General features: G+C 65.5%; 15 protein-coding genes and 1 pseudogene. 6 read left to right on the top strand and 10 right to left on the bottom strand.

The genetic code is table 11. From position 1 onward, the window contains the following. Nucleotides 1-367 precede the first annotated feature (367 nt). From AB4Z09_RS27600 to AB4Z09_RS27590, 3 genes are all read right to left on the bottom strand, one after another. The gene (locus AB4Z09_RS27600; RefSeq protein WP_442241219.1) at nt 368-793 is read right to left on the bottom strand and encodes a hypothetical protein; all 426 of its coding nucleotides are present in this window, start codon (nt 791-793) and stop codon (nt 368-370) included. A 517-nt stretch (nt 794-1310) separates the two neighbouring features. After that, complete coding sequence (locus AB4Z09_RS27595) at nt 1311-1736, bottom strand: hypothetical protein (protein WP_174910178.1); 426 nt, start codon at nt 1734-1736, stop codon at nt 1311-1313. Nucleotides 1737-1885: 149 nt separating this feature from the next. Continuing rightward, nucleotides 1886-2089, bottom strand: coding sequence for a WhiB family transcriptional regulator (locus AB4Z09_RS27590; RefSeq protein ID WP_442241220.1), 204 nt, complete (start codon nt 2087-2089; stop codon nt 1886-1888). Nucleotides 2090-2360: 271 nt separating this feature from the next. Here AB4Z09_RS27590 and AB4Z09_RS27585 point away from each other — a divergent pair, with 271 nt between their 5' ends. Then, nucleotides 2361-3254 (top strand): hypothetical protein, encoded by an 894-nt coding sequence (locus tag AB4Z09_RS27585; protein WP_442241218.1) that lies wholly within the window; start codon nt 2361-2363, stop codon nt 3252-3254. A gap of 141 nt (nt 3255-3395) precedes the next feature. After that, nucleotides 3396-5624: an MMPL family transporter gene (locus tag AB4Z09_RS27580; protein WP_442241217.1), complete on the top strand. Its 2229-nt coding sequence runs from the start codon at nt 3396-3398 to the stop codon at nt 5622-5624. A gap of 104 nt (nt 5625-5728) precedes the next feature. Here the strand turns inward: AB4Z09_RS27580 and AB4Z09_RS27575 are convergent. The 6 genes and pseudogenes from AB4Z09_RS27575 to AB4Z09_RS27550 form a co-directional block, all read right to left on the bottom strand. After that, nucleotides 5729-5833, bottom strand: a pseudogene (locus AB4Z09_RS27575) (ATP-dependent DNA ligase); the annotation flags it as partial. 107 nt (nt 5834-5940) lie between these two features. Continuing rightward, complete coding sequence (locus tag AB4Z09_RS27570) at nt 5941-6990, bottom strand: hypothetical protein (RefSeq protein WP_174914692.1); 1050 nt, start codon at nt 6988-6990, stop codon at nt 5941-5943. Nucleotides 6991-7031: 41 nt separating this feature from the next. After that, the gene (locus tag AB4Z09_RS27565) at nt 7032-8003 is read right to left on the bottom strand and encodes an ATP-dependent DNA ligase (protein ID WP_254622926.1); all 972 of its coding nucleotides are present in this window, start codon (nt 8001-8003) and stop codon (nt 7032-7034) included. Nucleotides 8004-8448: 445 nt separating this feature from the next. Beyond that, complete coding sequence (locus tag AB4Z09_RS27560; RefSeq protein WP_114723121.1) at nt 8449-9339, bottom strand: alpha/beta fold hydrolase; 891 nt, start codon at nt 9337-9339, stop codon at nt 8449-8451. Nucleotides 9340-9388: 49 nt separating this feature from the next. Continuing rightward, nucleotides 9389-9952 (bottom strand): TetR/AcrR family transcriptional regulator, encoded by a 564-nt coding sequence (locus AB4Z09_RS27555; RefSeq protein WP_254622927.1) that lies wholly within the window; start codon nt 9950-9952, stop codon nt 9389-9391. A gap of 400 nt (nt 9953-10352) precedes the next feature. Beyond that, nucleotides 10353-10682: a DUF2029 domain-containing protein gene (locus AB4Z09_RS27550; RefSeq protein ID WP_114723123.1), complete on the bottom strand. Its 330-nt coding sequence runs from the start codon at nt 10680-10682 to the stop codon at nt 10353-10355. A 113-nt stretch (nt 10683-10795) separates the two neighbouring features. Here AB4Z09_RS27550 and AB4Z09_RS27545 point away from each other — a divergent pair, with 113 nt between their 5' ends. Further along, nucleotides 10796-11086, top strand: a complete 291-nt coding sequence (locus AB4Z09_RS27545) for a hypothetical protein (protein WP_174910188.1) — start codon at nt 10796-10798, stop codon at nt 11084-11086. Between the two features lie 102 nt (nt 11087-11188). On the opposite strand, the gene AB4Z09_RS27540 is transcribed toward AB4Z09_RS27545, so the two are convergent. Next, complete coding sequence (locus AB4Z09_RS27540; protein ID WP_174910189.1) at nt 11189-11554, bottom strand: hypothetical protein; 366 nt, start codon at nt 11552-11554, stop codon at nt 11189-11191. Nucleotides 11555-12090: 536 nt separating this feature from the next. Between AB4Z09_RS27540 and AB4Z09_RS27535 the strand changes: the two genes are divergently transcribed. The 3 genes from AB4Z09_RS27535 (at nt 12091) to AB4Z09_RS27525 (ending at nt 13902) form a co-directional block, all read left to right on the top strand. Further along, nucleotides 12091-12660, top strand: coding sequence for an RNA polymerase sigma factor (locus tag AB4Z09_RS27535; RefSeq protein ID WP_174910191.1), 570 nt, complete (start codon nt 12091-12093; stop codon nt 12658-12660). Further along, complete coding sequence (locus AB4Z09_RS27530) at nt 12657-13424, top strand: hypothetical protein (RefSeq protein ID WP_174910193.1); 768 nt, start codon at nt 12657-12659, stop codon at nt 13422-13424. Before AB4Z09_RS27535 ends, AB4Z09_RS27530 begins: the two co-directional genes overlap by 4 nt. 202 nt (nt 13425-13626) lie before the next feature. Further along, nucleotides 13627-13902 (top strand): hypothetical protein, encoded by a 276-nt coding sequence (locus AB4Z09_RS27525; protein ID WP_442241216.1) that lies wholly within the window; start codon nt 13627-13629, stop codon nt 13900-13902. Nucleotides 13903-14009: the final 107 nt, after the last annotated feature.

Genomic DNA, 14009 nt, shown 5'->3' with positions numbered 1-14009 from the left:
TGAACCTGTCGAGCGGAGCTGCCGGCTCCGCCCGGATGTCGGTCGCCCAGTACGGCTACCCGGCGGCAATCCTGCCGACCGGGACCGGGCAGGTCGTCGTCACCGTCATACCCGAACCTGGCACGACCACACCGGGCTTCGCAACCGTCTACGTTCCGTAGGCGACGGCCCCGCGGTTCGGGAGGGCGCGCGGGTCTCTCGCTCACCAGGCCCCGAGTGAGCTCAGTTCTCGATCCCGACAGGCAATGGTCGAGGCCTTCTGAAATGGATCAGTGGGTGCCGGCGTCGGCGGTGCGGCCGTGCCGGTGAGGCCCCGCTCAACGCCTCGAGCAGCTCCAGCCGGTCCGAGGGGCGGCAGGCGAGTCGGTCAGGGGACCGTCCAGACACCGGCGCCGGGCGTGATGACGAATATCCGATAGTTGATCCCGTCGACCCCACCGGGCGCCGTGGCCACGGCGACGACCGTCCCGGAACCTGTCTCGACCGATGTGCCGCCGGGGTGGTCGAGGTATGCGACACCCGCTGCACCGGTGGAGATGTTCCGCCAGTGGACGTGGACACCGGCGTACGGCAGCCCCAGGCGGGTCACTCCTGGAGTGTCTGGGTCGGTGGTGGCGGTCGGGTAGGAGTAGCCCGAGCTCGGGAGTCCGGTCGTGCTGACGCTGATCCCGGCGATGGGAATGGGGAAGACGGTGTCGGTCGGTGCGGCGTCGGCCGGCTGTGCCCCGAGGACCAGTGCTAGGCCGGTGCCGACGACGATGGATGCTCGGCGCAGACGGTGGCGTGGTCTCATCGACGGACCTCCCTGCCTGGTGGCCCGCTCCTGGTCACGAACACCGGCGCTGGCCGAAGGATGCTGTCAGCCTACGTCCACGACTGGTGACCCCGACCGTGAATCACCTGTTCGGGGCCATCCGGGATCGACGAGTGTAGCTGCAATAGCTCCGCCACTTTCGTCCGTCAGAACCGCGCCACTTATCGCTGAAAGTCACAACCGGTTTCAGTCGTCCGTGGGTCGGCGAAACGCGACCAACGCTGGCGAATGACCGAGTCGTCCCCTCCGGCATGTTGGTCCGGCATAGGTCGTTGCATAGGAAGGGCGGGTCGACTTGGCCTGTCAGCGGCTCGCGCTACGGTCGGTTCGGCGGCGAGGAGTGGGCCGCTACTCAACACGACATGGCTCGGGGCTCGACCGAACCCCGGCCCGAATCCGGAGGCACGGTCTTCGGATTTGGAGTAGCGCCCGCTCATCGGCCGCGGACCTCACACCCGCGATCACGCGACTGACACCGACGCATGTCGGCCCTGTGTCACCGAGCGAAGAAGCGTTGCAGCAGTTGACCGAGAGAACCTTCATTGAGGCGGGGGAGGATGTCCATCCACACGCGCACTGGTGACCGCCCAATCATGGGTACGTCGACGAACACGAGGTCGCGCTGCGGCGAGGACCAGTGCTTATCGAGTGTGGCGCACCCGGGCGGCGTTTCGTAGCCGCTCACGCAGTACACCGTTTCCCCGGGGCGGATCGGAGTCAGTACACGGGTTCCGCGGACTTCGGGGTTCCAGAAGCCGGGGTCCTGCGGGACGAGCACGTCGTTGACGGCCGCGAGGCCGCCGCGAGGAATCGACGGGCTGGCGGGCTCGGCGCCGGCGGGTGACGAGCCGAGCACAATCGCGGCGCAGGCCATCGCGAGAACGACACCGGTACGCCGTCCGGAGAGAGTCGGCAGGGCCATGTCGGGACTCCTTGATCAGGTGAATGTGTTCTTGCGTAACCGTTATGTCCATATCGAGAGTTCTCATCGAGTGTTACTGCACACCGAAAAGGCCGGGCTTGCTGATGCAAGCCCGGCCTCGGTGTTTATGCGGCCGTGGAGTTGTCTCTTCACAGCCGTGCGCGTTCGGTCGGTGTCGTTCCGCCCCAGATGCCGAACCGCTCGGGCCCGTGGAGTGCGTGTGATCGGCACGGTGTGAGTACCGGGCAGGTCATGCAGATGCTGACCCCTGCACCGACTTCTTCCTCTCCGTGGCCTCTGGGAAGAACAGGTCCGGATTCGAAGTTCGATACGGGCCCACTTCGATTGCTCACGGCGTTGACCACGTCGGTGCCCACAACGCCGAAATGCGGCAGCGGTGCAGTGCGCTGCACTTGAACCCAATCGCCAGGGATTGATTCTGCATACCGCCTGACCGGTTAGTTTCTCGATTCGTGATACAGGGCGTCCGGCTTGTCGGTAGCGTCCGCGTTCAGGCGCTTGCTCGGTCGTGTGGCGGCGCGTCGTGGAGCTTTCCTGGCGCGATCGGATCCACCGGAACGGGCGCAGGGGACTGTCCAGTCGAGATCGATCAGGGGTCGAGAAATGAACGTCAGCAAAGTCCGGGCGAGGGTGATTCCGACGGTGGCCTTGGCCGCGGCAATCTCGGTGATCGGCGGCGGTATCGCCTTCGCGCAGGACGGAGGCTCATCGGGAAGCGATGGGTCGTCACGCTCACTCGGCAGCCTCGGCACCGGATCCCTCGGTAGCACCGATACTGGGTCACTGGGCTCCTCCGGCGCCCAGGAAGGCACTCCCCTCACCTTCGACGGCTGGGGCACCTGCCCCGTTGAGGACCCAGCAGTTAGTACCTGCGCCACGGTGGTGGTCCGGGGCGGCGACATGAGGATCGGCGGGTTGAAGGTACCTATCCCTGACGGAGGCCTGAAGATCGCTGGCGGCGTCAAGTACGGAACGCCTGACCCCGACGGTAACTTTGAGGAGATCTTCGTTCCTCAGATGGGTACCAGTGGGGTCTTCTCCAACCCGATCTCCATTCCCGGGGGCGCGCTCGGCATCGACACCCCGCTCAATCTCACCCAGATCGCGGCCACGGTCGAGCCGGTTGGTATCCCGTCTGTCGACGTGCTCGACCTCAAGGTGTCGATGCCCGTCCGCCTGAAGCTCGAGAACCCGCTTCTCGGTGGCAGTTGCTACCTCGGCTCGGAATCTAATCCCGTAATACTGAATCTGGCTACGACCGGCAACCCTCCATCGCGGCCGATCGGTGGCGCATACCAGGGGGCTGTGTTCCCGAACGTGTCGCACACCGACGACACCTTTGCCGTTCCCGCCGCCAGCGGGTGCGGACCGCTCGGGGCGCTGAACTGGGCGGTGAACCTGCGCGCCGGCACTCCCTCTGTAGCCGGCAGCAACGAACTCGCCACGACCAGCGACGTTTACACCGTCCCCGCCCGGAGAGTCCGTCCCCCGGCCTGAGTAACGCTCGTGCAGGCGAAGCTGCCCGCGTCCTGGTTTCCGAATCATCTGATACCAGGACGTTTCTCGCGGCAAGGGGTTCAGCATCTCACCGCTATCTGATCTCGTCCCCCGATGGGCGAGGCTCCCGGGAGGTAAGACGTGGCGAATGGCACTAAGCAAGGAGCCGTCGACGGCGTCTTCGGGTGGTGGGGACAGACCGTTACTCGACTGCGCTGGTGGGTGATTGTTGTCTGGGTAATCGTCGCAGCGTGTGGCGGCATCGCTTACGTCGGCATGTCGGGTGACCTGAGCGGACCCGACTACGGGGTTCCAGGGTCGGATTCCGCTACTGTCCGGCAGAGCCTTATCGAGAGCTTTCCTGCGCTGGGTACAGAGCAGGATGTCATCGTCTTTCATTCCGAGTCCTCGATCACCGACGACGGCGTCTTCCGAGATGCCGTGGGCGCGACCCTCGCAGAAGTTCTTGGCCACCAAGGTGTCTCGGGAGTCCTCGGGCCGTTCGATCTCGGTGCACAGAAGCAGGTCTCGGCAGATAAGCGGTCGGCGTTCGCTGCGTTGAGCTTGGACGGGTCGCCCAGGGAGAACGCGGCCACCGCCCGCGACATCCAAGCAATCGTGGACCGCTCGGCGCCGCCAGAGGTGTCGGTCGCTGTCACCGGATCATCCCCGTTGACAAATGATCTCGTCAAAGTTGAGAAGGCCGACGCTTTGCGGGCTGAATCGCTCGGTGTTCCTGTTGCGCTGGTAGTGCTGGTACTGGCATTAGGCGCCCTGTGCGCCGGCCTTGTCCCGCTGGCTGTCGCGGGGGTCGGCTTGCTGGCCGCATTCGGCCTCATCGCGGCCACCAGCGGCGGATCATCGGTCGACGCCCTCCTTCTCGCAGTCGTGACGATGATCGGGACCGGCATCGGTATCGACTACTCGCTGTTCATCGTCAGCAGGTTCCGCGAAGAACTCGCCGGAAACGACGTGAGCGACCGGAAGGACCTCGAAGGGATCGCAGCGTCGATGTCCACGACTCTGCGGACGACCGGACGCACGATCGCGGCGTCCGGTCTGATCGTCGTCATCGCGATGAGTTCATTGTTGCTGGTCAATTCGCCAGTGTTCCGCCAGATGGCGTTGGGAGTGAGCGCGGCCGTGATCGCGGTGCTGATCACGGCGTTGACTCTGCTGCCGGCGCTGCTGGCGGCACTGGGACCGGCACTGGATCGGGGGCACCTTCCTCGGCTGCTTCGGGGATTCGAGATGTCCTCGGAGAGCGCGGGTTCGACGTGGTGGTCTCGGTGGGTGCGGGTCGTGATGCGCAGGCCAGTCCTGTTCGGTACTGGTGGTGTGCTCGTTCTGGTGCTGCTTGCGTGGCCTGTCACATCGATGCAGTACGGCATCAACATGGGGACCGGTGCGCTCGGGGCGGCCCCCTCCGGGCAGGCCGCCGAAATCTTGCAGCGGGACTTTTCCCCGGGACTCGTCGCGCCGATTCTGGTTGTCGACACCGATGCCGGTCAATCGGCCTCGTCGGAAGTTGCCCAGCTGATGAAGGACGATCCACGGATCCTCGAGGTACTTCCTTCCCAGCGGTCGGGTGGACGTGAGCTGACCATTACGATCCCCGCGGTGCCTGTTGACTCGACCGACGCGTTCGATCTCGTCCGTGATCTCCGGGATGCGACTGGGCAGTTCGTCACGCCTGCGGGTGACCCTCGGGTGGTCATCGGAGGCACCACCGCCGAGTTCGTCGACCTCTCAGACGAAGCAACCGGAAAGTTCCCGATGGTGGTGGGGCTGGTGCTTCTACTCTCGGTTGTCTTTCTCGGTGTGGTGCTGCGAAGCATCGTGATCCCGCTGAAAGCGGTTGCGATGAACCTGCTGGCCACCGGAGCAGCAATCGGCGTCACCGTCGCCGTCTTCCAATGGGGCTGGGGATCAGATGTACTCGGCTTCGCCGAGGTCGGATTCCTCCAGGTGTACCTACCGATCACCGTGTTCGTCATCCTGTTCGGCCTGTCGATGGACTACGAGGTGTTCCTGATCGGCCGGATGAAGGAGGCCTGGGACTCGAGTGGCGAAATCGAGCCACCCTCGCTCCGGAACACAGAGGCCGTCGCCGACGGAGTGCAGCACACCGCACGCCCTATCACTGCTGCGGCCGCAATCATGGTCGTTGTCTTCGGCAGCTTCGTCACAGCACACGTTCTGGAACTCCAGCAGTTCGGTGTTGCACTAGCCGTCGCTATCGCACTCGACGCGATCGTGGTCAGGATGATCCTCGTACCGGCTTTCATGAAACTCCTCGGACGCTGGAACTGGTGGCCAGACGGAACGAAAGCCGAATCAGCACACGACGTTGAAGGARCACCGGTCTGACACAGCACGGGGTCAGCCGGAAGGCTGAGCCAATCCGCTAGGGGCCCCACTTCACGGTCCGGAGCTGCCGCTCGGCTTCCGACTCCGGCTCGTAACGGGGGCGGAGTAGCGAGCGGGCTCGTTGCCCTCTCGAGGGACGCGAGCTGGTCGCGCAACGATCGCCGGAGCGTAGTACTGAAACCGGTACCCACGCGACCGATGCAGACCAGCCGGCCCGGCCTCTGTCACATCCGTGATGTCGATAGGTCGAGGTATGAGCCGACTGCACTGGCCAGCATGGCACCGGCCTTTCCGGCGCTCGCGATCAGGGCTGTCGCTACTGCGGTTCTTCGGCCCAGAGCGGATGCCTCCCGCTGGTGTCGCACACCCAGGTACGGGAATCGCCGTTGATGTCGAGGGTGTCGGTGAGCCAGTACGTTTCGTCGGGCGCCCATCCCGCGATGACACTCGCTGTGTCGTCATTGACATCGATCGCGGTCCCAGTTGCGGCCAGGTACCCCGTCACGGTGAGATGCACGCCCTCGTACTCGTCGGCGACCCGTGTCCAGTCAGGGATGACCCATCGCCCCGATCGTCCGGTGGTCAGGTACCAGTCGTTTCGCTTCTGCGCGGTGACCTCGATGGGGAACCGTCTGCACAGCTCTGCCCATGCCTGCGCGCGGTCTATCTCGTACACACGAGAGTTGACTGGGGCGCTGACTCGTCGCGTGACTGCCCGCTTCCATCCCATGCTGTCCTCGACGAACCACAAGCCGGCAGGCGTCCCATCGAAGAGCAGTCGTGTCGAGGACCGGGTCGGAGGTGTCGACCACCACCCATCGGACAAGCTCGTGCTCGGATCACGTGCGGCCCGCTCTTCGTTCTCGCGGGTGCGCTCACGCCAAATGCGAAGACGTTCAGCCTCGGTCGACTCGGGACGGGCGAGATAGTCCGGACGGCCGTCGTCCCAGGACCACACCGACCACTGATCAGTCGCGACGAGCGCGGTGGTCCACCAATCTGAGTGGGGTGATCGTGCCATGTACTCGGCGACCCGTCCGAGCTCGCGACGCACGGGCTCGGTAGCGGCGAGGGCGTCCTCGCCCTCCGGTTCCTGCCAGTACCATGCCGCGTCGACAGCCTCGGCGAGAGCCGAACGAAGCATGGACGGTGTCACGTCGGGAAGCGGCACCTCGGACAGGCGGCAGGCCACCTCATCAGGCGTGAATACGGTTCGCCACACGTCCTCTGCGCCAGGCCCGTACACCGCATCTTCTCGGCCGGACTCGAGATGATGTGACGCCAGCACGACCGCGTAACGCAGGGAGTCGCTGTCCTGCTCGAGACCACGGACTCGTTCGGCCTCCAACGCGAACTTGAGCAGCATTCGACGCCCACGCGGGCCCGCCAACAAGACCTCCGCTGTACTCAACTTCTCCGCCACCCCGTACTCCTCGACCAGCCGACTTCACCATGATTACAGGGCGGCCCCGGGGCCGTTGGATGGCGGGGCAGCGGCCACAACGGTTCCCGCGGAGTCGCGACACGGGTCTCGCACTTGGCCGGGACGTTGACTTGCCCGACACGACGACGAACGGCTGTCGGCCAGTCGGCCCGAACAATTGACCTGTTCGACGCCTTGGGAAGTATCGGCCAAACGAGAGTAGACGCCGAATTCCGCACGTTTGTACATCCCGTATTACCAATGTCGTCGTACGCGCCGAGCAGCAGCGACCCGACCCCGTCTCGGGCGGCCCCGGTGCCGTCGACCCAGCCGCAAATGACTCCTTCGGTGTTGCGCCGCAGCGGAGTCTTCACCCAGGTCGGAGCCCGCCTACCGGGCCGGTACGTCGAGTCGGCCCGTTTCGCGACCACACCCTCGAGGTGGTGCTCGCGGGCCAGCGCGAGCATCCGGTCGCCGTCGACACCGGTCCAGAACGGCGGCACCTGCACCCTCCGCCCCGTCAGCGCGAGGCCGTCGAGTAGCGCACGGCGCTCGGGATACGGCAGGCCCGTCGTCGATTCCCCGTCGAGCGCCAGGACGTCGAAAACGTAGTAGGTGACGGGAAAGGCGTTGCGCAGCTGCATCGTCGGCCGCAACACGTGCATCCGGCGCTGCAGCCGGCTGAACGATGGCCGGCCCTTCTCATCCAGGGCGACGACTTCACCGTCCTGGATCACGTCGTGGCCGTCGACGGCGTCGGCGATTGGGCCGGTCAGTTCCGGGAACGCTGTGGTGATGTCGTTGCCGTTGCGGCTGAACAACCGGACCGCACCGTCGCGATCCTCGGTGACGGCGCGCTGGCCGTCCCACTTCATCTCGAACGCCCACCCCTCACCGACCGGCGGCCGACCGAGAGTGGCCAGCATCGGTGTCGGTGGTGTCGCGGAGACAGCCATAGCCAGATAGTGCGCGCCCAACCGGTCGCGCGACGCCGAACGGTGACGACACTCTGGAGCGCCTGTGACCTGGCTCATCCGATAACGTTCTCAGTTGGTTCTTGTTAGTGGCACAGCATGCCGGAGTTGGTGCGGGTTCGTTCCTGAGTGTGAGGCTCTCTTCAGTCCGTTTCAGCCGGTCGCGGTGAATCTCAGTCTGCTTGTGGGGCTACGTGGGATTCCTTCAAATTCTGGTCGTTTTGACGTGTAGCTTGCGAAATCCGCGTCTTCATGACGGAATCCGCTACTCGATTGCAGGCGACACAAGTTCTCCGCGCCTCGGGGATCGTGGGGTACCCCCGCATCATCGCTGCGGGGGTGATGCCGCCACGACGTACGGCGGGATCTTCTCCAGGCGCGTGGTGATTGAGTTACAGGCTCGGAGTCCGAAGGTGCTTATCGGGACTCAGGCGGGTGGACGTTCCAGCAAGTCCTGGATGAAGGCGGCCACTTCTTCCGGCTTCTCCTCTGCCATGAAGTGTCCAGCGTCGATCGGTTGGTACGTGGCGGCCGGTGCCCACTGCTGCCACAGGGCCAGGGCGTCGAACCCCAGCTGTGATCCCCAGTCCTGGGAGATCACGCCCACAGGCATCGCCAACTGGGCGCCGGCTTTTCGGTCGGTTCGGTCCATCTCGAGGTCGATACTGGCCGTGGCCCGGTAGTCGGCGACGATCGACGGCACGGCCCGCGAGGAGCTGGCGACGTAGTGGCTGCGCACGTCCGGCGGGAAGGTCGTCCCGTCGGTGTCCCACGCGTCGAGGAAAGTCCCGAAGAAGTCGTCGGCGACGGCCTCGATCATCCTCTCCGGCAGGCCTTTCGGCTGCGCCATCAGGTAGAGGTGCCATGCGACCGCGGCATCGACGCCGTGCAGCACGTCCCAAGTGTCCATCGTCGGCAGCACGTCCAGGATGCCCAAATGGGAGACAGTCTCCGGGTGGTCCAGAGCGGCCCGGACACCGACGAGAGCACCGCGGTCGTGACCGATCAGGCTGAACCGGTCGTGACCAATGCCGCGCACGACGCTGACGATGTCGTGCGCCATCGTTCGCTTCGAATAGGTCTCAGGGCTTGCTTCCTCGGGTTTGTCGCTCGCGCCGTAGCCCCGCAGGTCGGGCACGATCACCAGATGCCGCTCGGACAGCCGCCGGGCGACGTGACGCCACATGAGGTGTGTCTGCGGGAAGCCGTGAAGCAGGACGACGGGATCGCCGCTGCCGCCGACGGCGACGTTCAGCTCGATGCCTCCCTCACCGGAAATCCGGTGGTAGTCGAAGCCGTCGATGGTCAGGTCCGTCATGGGCACACCTTTCGGGTATGTGAATGGATGAGGGGCTCGCCTGCCTCGGTCACGAGAAGATGGCGCGGGCGGGTGGCTCTGAGTTCGTCGCGCTCGCCCGGAGGGCGGGGACGAGGATGTGGTCAACCAGGTGGGCCAGATAATCGGGGCCGGTAGGAAGCCCGTTCAGCCTGCGCAGGAGCAGCACCGATCCGGTGATCTCCTCATACGGGAACGGCTGGGCGCTCTCCGCGAGTTCGCCCCGTCCGATGGCCGCGGCGAGCACCGACGTCGGGAGCTTCGCGCCGGTCGGCCCGGTCGCCTCCTCGATGTGGCTGCACAGATCCGGATCCTCGAGGCCGGCCTGGAGCAGCATCAGACTCATCGATCCGTCCGCCGCGCGCATCGTGGCGTCGAGCCGCTCGCAAAGCGCGAGCAGGTCTCCGCGGAGGGATCCCGTGTCGATCGCGGAGCCGGATCCGCCGGACGCAGGGCCGGCCTTCACCGCCGCGACGACCATCTCGCGTTTCGTCTCCCAACGCCGGTACAACGTCGCCTTCGACGCCTGGGCGCGGCGTGCGACCGCCTCAAATGTCAACGCGTCGTAGCCGACCTCGCCAAGGAGCTCCAGCACGCACGCGAGGATCTCGCCCTCACGTGCGTGGTCACGCGGTCGTCCGGGGCGAACCTCCGCCTCGGTGTTCCTGCTACTCCTATTTCGATACGGCACGTTTCGTACCGTATCAGTTTGCCCCCGCTACTGCAGATAGACCTCAAACCCGTCCGGAACCTGGCAGGAATCGGTCATTTCCCGTCGAACCCGTACGAGTTCAACGGGATGGAGGTCTAGGAATCGTCGAACCCGCACGATTTTGAAGATCGGCGACCGAGTTCGCATTTACCCAGGTGGCGCGTCAGTTCGCAGCATCATCGGCGACGACGGAGACGGACGCCTTCTGATCGAATCCGTCGAAGATGCGCCAGGGAAGTACCCCTTCCCGATGAAGCCTGAGGAACTGATCCCAGCCGAGTAGTCAATCACGCCCGGCCCGCGAAGCCGAGGAACAGCGCAGCGCCCACCACCGGACCGTCGTGGCCACGAGCGCGACCACGCCAAGCCCGGCCACGACCAGGCCGACACGGTTCGCATCGTCGCATCCCGACACGTAGACGAAGTCAACGACACCACCGTCGGGTAGTGACGCGTCAGGAGAATCCGAATAGCTACCGAAAGTGGTCATGGCCCCGTCCATGCACTCCGAATAGGCCCGCGTCTCCTGACGATCGAATACGAGTGCGCCGACAACCACGACGACAGCCACCGCCGCGAGGCCTGCGAGCAGGTTGCGCGTCTTCGGAGTCACTGGGCGATTCTCACACGAGGTCAGTTCGCTGCTCGGCGCGGCTTCGTGGCGATGCCGGCGGCGCTAGTCTTCTCACCGTGATGGGGGAGAGGTCGACAGGAAATTGGTCATCGATGCTGGTCGGTATCACGACCGGGTCACTGACGGCGCTGCTGCTCAACCTGCTCGCCATCAGGGCGCTACGCGACGTGTGGGAGGTCGACCCGCACCCGTCGGCGGGCGCGATGTACTGGGTGTGCTTGTTCCTCCCACTCGTCTCGGGCATCGCGGTTGCCGCAGCGATCGGGCTTCTTCATCGGCCCGCTCGCCCCGCGGCCATGGCCTTCCTCACCACCTACGTGGTGGTCGGGGCAGGAATGGTCGCACTGCAGAACTTCCTGGACACCTTCGCTGACCACATGTGAGCCGGCCCCGCTGTCACGCCGTCGATCACCACCCGCATGTCCGCACGTGCGAGCTGGCGAACCGTAGCCCCGCATCCCACCCCCGACTGCGAAGAGTGCACGTCACGGGTGGGATGCAGGCAAGTCCACTTCGGATTCTTTGGCGCGGTAGCCGAGCCAGATCCACAGCGATGATGCGGCGACGATCAGGCCGGCAATGGCCAGTGCTGATGGGCCCCATTCGATGATGAGGTCGGAGGTGTGGGTGCCTGTGGCTGGGTAGGTCTGTTCACAGCGGGAAGCGACGAGGACGACCCAGGCTTTGCTGGAGATCGCGGGAGTTGCCACCACGCTGTCAGCGCCGGGCGGGATTGCTGACGGGGGGATCGGCTGCGAGATGCACACTTCGATCGGGGCGTTGATGAAGAACGCAGCAATATAGACGACGAGGCCGGCGGCGATGCCGAGCAGTGCGAGCGCCTTACGCATGTGATGACTCCCCCTTGGTGGTTCGTGCCGCGGTCCGACACGCTGCTGCTGACCGACGTGGTAGGTCGCTCCGTCACCCCGAGTTGTAGACACGACGTGTCCGGGCGCAGGGTGTGTCTAGTTGATGCGCAGGTTGATGTAGAACATCACGGCCACGAAGGTAAGGATGGGAACGCTCCAGGCCAGGCGCGCTCGCTGATAGCGGATCCAGGTTCGGATGGTCTCCGTGAAAGTCATTCCCCGCCAAGTCGGTTGCTGCATGTTTCCCCCTCGAGTGCGCCCGCTCGTCACCGTATCAAGCGCCGGGCGAACGATGTTCTGCCGTCAACCTCTGTGCCAGCTCCCGGATCGATCGACGTCGTCGTCGACATGTCGATTGTCTTCTCGGGCGGCGCGGGACTTGCCCGCGCGGACCACCCTTCGCCAAGTATCCGGACCTGTGGTCTTTGACCAATCGCCGAGTGTTGGTGAGCGCAGCCGGCAGCCGATGTCGGCGGCGGCCGTAAGAATCGGCACGCGGCCGGACACTACTTGGTATGGGAGAGGAACAGCCGGGTTCACCGGCACCGGGGGATGTCGTGCGGTTCACCGCACTGTGGGGCGACTATGTCGGGCGGGTGTCCGCGTATGCCTGCCGACACGTGGACCACCACACCGCACAGGAGGTGGTGTCCGAGACGTTCATGGTCGCGTGGCGACGGCTACCGGAGGTCCCTGAAAAGGCGCTGCCCTGGCTGCTAGGGGTCGCACGCAACATAGTGTCCAATCACCGCCGCGGTGACCGCCGACGCGACGCGTTGACCGAGAAGGTGGCCCGCATGGAACACGTCGCGATGTCGACGCCGGGCGCCGACATCGCCGTCACCGACCGAGCCGAAGTACTCGAGGCCCTGGCAACCCTGACCTCGACGGAGCGTGAGGCCCTGCTCCTGACCGCGTGGGACGGATTGAGCGCCACCGAGGCCGCCCACGTCATGGGCTGTTCCGTCCCGGCCATGCACGTGCGGCTGTTTCGCGCCCGACGACGTTTGCAGACCGGACCCGGCACCGAATCCACCGCCCCAATCCCTCTGCGGGCCACCACCGAACCGAGGAGCATCCGATGACGAAGGACCTGTTGAAGACCCTCGAAGCCATGCGACCCGACACCGGAGCCGACCGACTGTGGCCGCAGCATGTGCAGGCCGCCGAACAGGCCCGCATCATGGCGACCACCTCCGCGCCGACGGCTCCCGCGGTGCGGTCCAGGCGGGTCGGTGCGGTGGCTCTGACGGCGGCGCTGTTCGCGGTGGGCGCCCTCGGCGCGTGCGCGGCCGCCGCCACCGGGCTGATGCCGAAGGCGTTCACCGACCACTACTACTTCTGGAAAGAAGCGGCACCGGAGCCGGGGGCGACCGCGGTGGACCCGGCCACCGCCGAGCGGATCGCCTCCATCCCCGGACCGGACGGCACCGTATTCAGCGTTTTCGAGGCCCGCGGTGCCGGCAGCCAGCGGTGCGTGACCTCGGTGTTCGAGAGCGCCGCTGGGGCCGCGGACCCCGGCCCGTCGGAGTTCACTGACCTGGGTAGCCGGTGCAGGCATGACGGTGAAGGCGGATTCGGCGACGGCGCCGGCACGATGGTCGCGACCTTCGGCGACGGTGGCAGCGAGGTGCTTCCGAAGGAACTCGTCTACGACGCAGTAGCAGGAACTGCGGTGCGCGCCGAACTGTGCACGAGCACAGGGCAGGTGCTGCCCACGATCCTCGCGGACGGCAGCTTCTTCGGCTGGTTCCCGAAACCAGAGCCTGGCAGCCCCCGCCCCGTCCTGACCGGATACGCGGCGGACGGGACCGTCGTCGGCAGCATCGAGATCGGACCGAACTTCTAGACCCGTACCGACTTGCGCCGCCATTAGCGATCGAGGACGATCTTCCGTCGGAAAGACGGTCACGGACTACTGGTGTGACGCGCAGGCTGGCGCCCCCGCCTAGCGGACCGAAGCGTCCTCGACCGGCAAACGGGCTGGCCGGTAGGTACGGTGCGTGGGATTCACCAATCCATTGCAGCAGAGGGGAAGTTCTGTGATGTCAATGAAGAAGTCTCTCGGGGTGGTGGCTGCGGCCGCGATGCTGGCCATCGGGTTCGCTCCGGCGAACGCCGCATCGAGCGAGTCGGCGCCGGCCGCACCGGACACGAGTGCGGCCGCCATCGAGAAGGCGATGGCGAAGGCCAACGACCCGAACTCGGTTCTGCTGGAAAGGCTTTCGAATGAAGACCGCGAACTCTTGAAGTCGTCGAAAGTGAAGTCGGTGCTTATCGATGCGAGGTCAAGTCCAGAGGCGTGGTGTAACGAGGTCGCCGCGTGATTCCTCGCGGGGCTATGCGGTCAGGGCGGGTGTGACCTCCTCGGTGGGTTCGGTGGTGTCGGCGGGCTTGTCTCCGCGGGCGTGGGCGAGGACGTCGAGGCCGAGGT

Origin of the sequence: Rhodococcus sp. TAF43 (assembly GCF_052113525.1) — a bacterium.
In the GTDB taxonomy this organism is placed as follows: Bacteria; Actinomycetota; Actinomycetes; order Mycobacteriales; family Mycobacteriaceae; genus Prescottella.
The sequence above is the reverse complement of the archived record's forward strand: the minus strand, read 5'-3'. Positions and strand labels throughout refer to the sequence as shown.